This window comes from Micromonospora parastrephiae, assembly GCF_016802865.1.
In the GTDB taxonomy this organism is placed as follows: domain Bacteria; phylum Actinomycetota; class Actinomycetes; order Mycobacteriales; family Micromonosporaceae; genus Micromonospora; species Micromonospora parastrephiae.
This window is the reverse complement of the sequence record NZ_JAEVHM010000255.1, coordinates 1-6,090: the sequence shown is the minus strand read 5'-3', so window position 1 is coordinate 6,090 and position 6,090 is coordinate 1. Positions and strand designations below refer to the sequence as shown.

General features: G+C 70.8%; 3 protein-coding genes and 1 pseudogene. 3 read left to right on the top strand and 1 reads right to left on the bottom strand.

Going from position 1 to position 6,090, the window contains the following annotated elements:
• Window positions 1-329: pseudogene (locus tag JNW91_RS28620) on the top strand (nitrate- and nitrite sensing domain-containing protein); the annotation flags it as partial.
• Window positions 326-748, top strand: a complete 423-nt coding sequence (locus tag JNW91_RS28615) for a roadblock/LC7 domain-containing protein (protein WP_139585125.1) — start codon at window positions 326-328, stop codon at window positions 746-748. The pseudogene JNW91_RS28620 and the gene JNW91_RS28615, both read left to right, overlap by 4 nt.
• Window positions 749-833: 85 nt before the next feature.
• Here the strand turns inward: JNW91_RS28615 and JNW91_RS28610 are convergent, their stop codons facing one another.
• Window positions 834-2,177: a GH1 family beta-glucosidase gene (locus tag JNW91_RS28610; RefSeq protein WP_203178587.1), complete on the bottom strand. Its 1,344-nt coding sequence runs from the start codon at window positions 2,175-2,177 to the stop codon at window positions 834-836.
• Between the two features lie 838 nt (window positions 2,178-3,015).
• Between JNW91_RS28610 and JNW91_RS28605 the strand changes: the two genes are divergently transcribed.
• Window positions 3,016-5,922 carry a glycoside hydrolase family 48 protein gene (locus JNW91_RS28605; protein ID WP_407664400.1) on the top strand — a complete coding sequence of 969 codons (2,907 nt, stop codon included), beginning with the start codon at window positions 3,016-3,018 and terminating at the stop codon, window positions 5,920-5,922.
• Window positions 5,923-6,090 lie beyond the last annotated feature (168 nt).

Sequence of the window (6,090 nt, the reverse complement as noted above, 5' to 3'; positions counted from 1 at the left end):
CCCGGCGGGTGCCGGGGGGCGGCTGGTGGTCCCGCGAGGGCCCGGCCGCGCCGGCGGCGCCCGAGCCGGCCGTGCCGCCGGCCACTCCGCTGACCGGTGGCACGAACGAACGGGGCCTGCCGGTGCGGGTACCCATGGCACAGCTCTCCGCGGTCACCCGCCCGGCCCGGCCCGAGTCGGCCCCGACGCGTGACGACCTGGACCCGGAGGCGGTCGGTGGCATGCTTTCCCGGCTCTACAGCGGGGTACGGCGTGCCGAGACCGAGGACACCACTGAGATACCCGTGCCACCGTCCAGGGGGCACGACGAAGGGGGACGACGACAGTGACGACGTTGAGCCAGGAGGCGCGGGACCTGAGCTGGCTGGTGAGCGCCTTCGCGGAGCGGGTGCCGGGTGTGGCGCACGCGGTGGTGGTCTCCTCCGATGGGCTGCTGGTGGCGATCTCCGACCACCTGCCGCGCGATCACGCCGACAAGCTCGCCGCGGTGACCTCGGGGCTGATGAGCATCACCGCGGGCGCGGCCCAGATGTTCGACGGCGACGTCGTCAAGCAGACGGTGGTCGAGATGGGTCGGGGCTACTTCCTGGTGATGCAGGTGCGCGACGGTTCGATCCTGGCCACCCTCGCCGCCGGTGACGCGGACATCGGCGTGGTGGGCTACGAGATGGCCCGGCTGGCCAAGCAGGCTGGGGAGATGCTGACTCCGGCGCTGCGGGCGGAGTTGCAGCAGGCGTTGCCGCGCTGACGAGGTCCGACCGTGTCCCGGACGGTCACGGCTCTGTGCCGGAGCCGAGCCGTCCGGGCCCGGCCGTCCGTCCGGGTTGCCGGCCTCAGAAGCCGCCGTCGGCGATGACGGAGCGGTACCAGTGGGCGCTGCGCTTGAGCACCCGCCGCTGGCTGGGGTAGTCCACGTAGACAAGTCCCCAGCGCTGGTCGTACCCCTCGGCCCACTCGAAGTTGTCCAGCATCGACCAGACGTGGAAGCTCTCCAGCGGCACCCCGGCGGTCATGGCGCGGTGCGCGGCGGCCAGGTGGTCACGCAGGAAGCTGATGCGACGACTGTCGTCGACGGTGTCGTCGGCGGCCAGGGTGTCGGGGGTGGGCAGGCCGTTCTCGGTGACGGTGAGCGGGATCGGGCCGTAGTCGCGGGTGACCCGGGTCAGGATGTCGTACATCCCGTCGGGGTAGATCTGCTGCCACTCGGCCTCGGAGGTCGGCCAGCGGTGTTCGGTGCCGCCGTCGGCGGTGACGTAGATGGGTGTGTAGTACTGCACGGCCAGCAGGTCGACCGGCGTGGAGATCACCGCCAGGTCGCCGTCGCGGATGCCGCGGACCATCCGGCTCTCCGGGCCCAGGTCGGCCAGGACGTCCTCGGGGTAGCTGCCCCTGAGCAGGGAGTCGAGGTAGAAGCGGTTCTCGTAGCCGTCGTAGAGCCGGGCGGCGGCGGCTGCCTCCGGTGAGTCGTCGGCGGGGTAGCAGGGGTGCAGGTTGAGCGCGGGGCCGATCCGGGCGGTGCTGTCGGCGGCGCGCAGCGCGCGGACGGCGAGCCCGTGGGCGAGTTGCAAATGGTGGGCGACCAGGTAGGCGGCGTCCGGGTCCTGCCGGCCGGGGGCGTGGTGGCCGATGAGGTAGCCGTTCTGCACCACGGTCTTGGGCTCGTTGACGGTGAGCCAGACCGGCACCCGGTCGCCGAGGGCGGCGAAGACCGCGTCGGCGTAGTCGGCGAAGCGCAGGGCGGTCTCGCGCGACTCCCACCCGTCGGCGTCCTGCAACGCCTGCGGCAGGTCCCAGTGGAACAGGGTGGCCATCGGGGCGATGCCGCGTTCGTGCAGACCGTCCAGGAGGCGGCGGTAGAAGTCGAGGCCGCGCTGGTTGGGCGCTCCGGTGCCGTCGGGCTGGATCCGTGGCCAGGAGATGGAGAAGCGGTAGCTGCGCAGCCCGAGGTCGCGCATCAGGTCGAGGTCTTCGGCGTACCGGTGGTAGTGGTCGGCGGCGACGTCGCCGGTGTCACCGTTGCGGGTGCGGCCGGGGGCGCGGCTGAACGTGTCCCAGATCGACTCGCCGCGGCCGTCCTCCTTGGCGGCGCCCTCGATCTGGTACGCGGAGGTGGCCGCGCCCCATCCGAAGTCGTCGGGGAAGCGCAGCGGGCCGGCGGGCCCGGTGGGTATCGACATGGATTCTCCTCGTGGATACGGGGCCACCGCCGAGATTCGGGAGCGCTCCCAGGATAGGGCAGAAGCGGCCCTCCCGGTCAGCCGACCGTCATGGCGGCCGGCGACGTCGGGTTGAGGCGGGTGCGGGCCCCGAACAGCGAACGAGGCCGACCGGGCGGCGCGGTGCGCCTGTCCCGTCGGCCTCTTTTCCCATCGTGTACGGGGGTTTAGTGTGGGGACGGGGGAGGGCAACCCCCGTCCCCACCGTAACTGCACACACACGGGCGGAATTTGGGTCCTGCCGTGCGTGTCGCGCGGGAGCCGGGCCACGCGAGTGGCTCTGGTTCCACCTCCCTCCATGTGGCGGGACGACGGCTGACGGCGGCGTCCGGGCTGGCCCGCCGTCGGCCTTCGGGATGGTTCCCCGGGTCCGTCAGAGACGGTCCCGGCGATCTTCTAGTTGGAACCTTGTCGATGGAAGCGCTCCCATCGACCGATGTTGCGACTGTAACGCCCGTCACGCCTTTGTGAAAGACCCAAAACGAGATCGAAACAACGAGCTGATTCGATCCGCCCCGCGCTTGTCGTGGGAGCGCTTCCATGGCACACTGTCGATTCGACGCGACAGGAGCCACATCGCGTGAGCGCGGGTCCGCCGAGGGCAGCCGGCAGCACGCTTCCGGTCACGGCACCCGACCGCAGCCGGCGGGACCCCCTCCCGTGCGGGCCGCACCGCCCCACCCCGGCCGGGCCCGGGGGAGACCACCTTCCGGCGCCTCGAATTCCCCGCGAACCACCACCCTCGCGGGCAGGCGCCCGCCGGGACCATCCCGGCCTGGCCCGAGGAGACACCGCGCACATGAGACATCTGGCAAGACGCCGCCGCGTGGCGATCATCGCCGCCACCGCGCTCGCCGTCGGCGGGGTGACCCTGCCCGCCGGCGCCGCGCAGGCCGCACCCGCCTGCGACGTGGTCTACGCGACCAACGACTGGAACAACGGCTTCACCGCCAACGTCACCATCAAGAACCTGGGCGACGCGGTCAGCAGCTGGACGCTCAAGTGGACCTTCCCGAACAGCAGCCAGCGGGTCACCCAGGGCTGGTCGGCCCGGTTCAGCCAGACCGGCAGCGAGGTCACCGCGACCAACGAGTCGTTCAACGGCAACCTCGGCACCGGGGCCTCCACCACCATCGGCTTCAACGGCTCCCACTCGGGGAGCAACCCGAAGCCCACCTCGTTCACCCTCAACGGCACCTCCTGCAACGGCACCCCGGCCAACCAGCCGCCGACGGTCTCCCTCGGCCTGCCGACCGGCCCGTTCACCGCGCCGGCCGACGTGCCGCTGACCGCCACCGCCAGCGATCCGGACGGGACGATCAGCAAGGTCGAGTTCTACCGCAACGGCCTGCTGATCAACACCGACACCACCGCTCCGTACGCCTACACGCAGGAGGACCTGCCGGCCGGCAGCTACACCGTCCAGGCCAAGGCGTACGACAACGCCAACGGCATCGGGGTCGCCGAGAAGGCGTTCACGGTCACCGCCGCCACCGGCCCGACGCTGGTCGCCACCCCGTCCGCGGTGAGCGTCGACGAGGGTGGCACCACCACCTTCAACCTGAAGCTCAGCGCCGCGCCGACGGCCAACGTGCCGGTCACCCTCACCCGCACCGGCGACACCGATGTCACGGTCTCGCCGGCCACCGCCACGCTGACCCCCAGCAACTGGAACACCGGGGTCACCGTCACGGTCGCCGCGGCGGAGGACACCGACACCGCCGGCGGCGCCGCCACCATCACCGCCTCCGCCGCCGGGCTCGCCCCGCTGGCGGTCACCGCCACCGAGATCGACAACGACAGCCCCGGCGGCGACAACGCCTACATCAAGAAGTTCCTCGACCAGTACGGCAAGATCAAGAACTCGGGTTACTTCAGCCCCGAGGGCGTGCCGTACCACTCGGTGGAGACGCTGATCGTCGAGGCGCCCGACCACGGGCACGAGACGACCTCGGAGGCGTTCAGCTTCTGGCTCTGGCTGGAGGCCCAGTACGGCCGCGTCACCCAGAACTGGGCGCCGTTCAACAACGCCTGGACGGTGATGGAAAAGTACATCATCCCGTCGCACGCCGACCAACCCACCGCCGGCTCCGCCGGCACCCCGCAGTACGCCTCGGAGTACAACCTGCCCAGCCAGTACCCCTCGGCGCTGAACCCGAACGTGCCCGTCGGGCAGGACCCGCTCCGCTCGGAGTTGCAGTCCACCTACGGCACCGGCGACATCTACGGTATGCACTGGCTGCTGGACGTCGACAACACCTACGGCTTCGGCCGCTGCGGTGACGGCACCACCAAGCCGGCGTACATCAACACCTTCCAGCGGGGCACGCAGGAGTCGGTGTGGGAGACCGTCCCGCAGCCGTCCTGCGACACCTTCAAGCACGGCGGTCAGTACGGCTACCTCGACCTGTTCGTCAAGGACACCGGCGCCCCCGCCAAGCAGTGGAAGTACACCAACGCCCCGGACGCCGACGCCCGCGCCGTGCAGGCCGCGTACTGGGCGCTGACCTGGGCCAAGGCGCAGAACAAGCAGGCCGACGTCGCCGCCACCGTGGCCAAGGCCGCCAAGATGGGTGACTACCTGCGGTACGCGATGTTCGACAAGTACTTCAAGAAGATCGGCAACTGCGTCGGGGCCAGCACCTGCCCGGCCGGCAGCGGCAAGGACTCGGCGCACTACCTGCTGTCCTGGTACTACGCCTGGGGCGGCGCGTACGACGCCAGCCAGAACTGGTCCTGGCGGATCGGCTCCAGCCACAACCACTTCGGCTACCAGAACCCGTTCGCGGCCTGGGCGCTGACCAACACCCCGGAGCTCAAGCCGCAGTCGGCGACCGCGGTGGCCGACTGGACCAAGAGCTTCGAGCGGCAGCTGGAGTTCTACACCTGGTTGCAGTCCGCCGAGGGCGGCATCGCCGGCGGCGCCACCAACAGCTGGGACGGCAGCTACGCCCAGCCGCCGGCCGGCACCAGCACCTTCTACGGCATGTTCTACGACGTCGACCCGGTCTACAACGACCCGCCGTCGAACCAGTGGTTCGGCATGCAGGCCTGGTCGATGCAGCGAATCGCCGAGCTGTACCTACAGACCGGCAACGCCAAGGCCAAGGCGCTGCTGGACAAGTGGGTGCCGTGGGCGATCGCCAACACCACCCTCGGCACCAACTGGTCGATCCCGTCGGACATGGCGTGGACCGGCCAGCCGACCACCTGGAACCCGTCCAGCCCGCAGCCCAACACCAACCTCCACGTCGAGGTGACCACCAAGGGCCAGGACGTCGGTGTCACCGCCGCGTACGCCCGGACGCTGATCGCGTACGCGGCCAAGTCCGGCAACGTCGCGGCGAAGGACACCGCCAAGGGGCTGCTCGACGCGCTCTCCGCCGCCACCGACGCCAAGGGCGTCTCCACCACCGAGAAGCGTGGCGACTACCGGCGCTTCGACGACACCTACAACGCGTCCACCGGGCAGGGCCTCTACGTCCCGCCGGGTTGGACCGGGAAGATGCCCAACGGCGACGCCATCGCCGCCGGCAAGACCTTCCTCGACATCCGGTCCTTCTACAAGAACGACCCGGACTGGCCCAAGGTGCAGGCGTACCTGGACGGCGGCCCGGAGCCCAGCTTCAACTACCACCGGTTCTGGGCGCAGGCCGACGTCGCCATGGCGTACGCCGACTACGGCAGCCTGTTCCCGAACGGCTGAGAACGACCCGGGGTGGGTGGCGCACCCGCCCACCCCGGGGGTCCGGCCGGGTCCGGGGGACCACGGGACCCGGCCGGCGGACGGCCTGACACCCACGGTCAGGCCGGGGTGGGTCGGCCCGTCCGGACAACGCAGCGGATCGGCCGGCCCACCCCACCCGCCCGGACT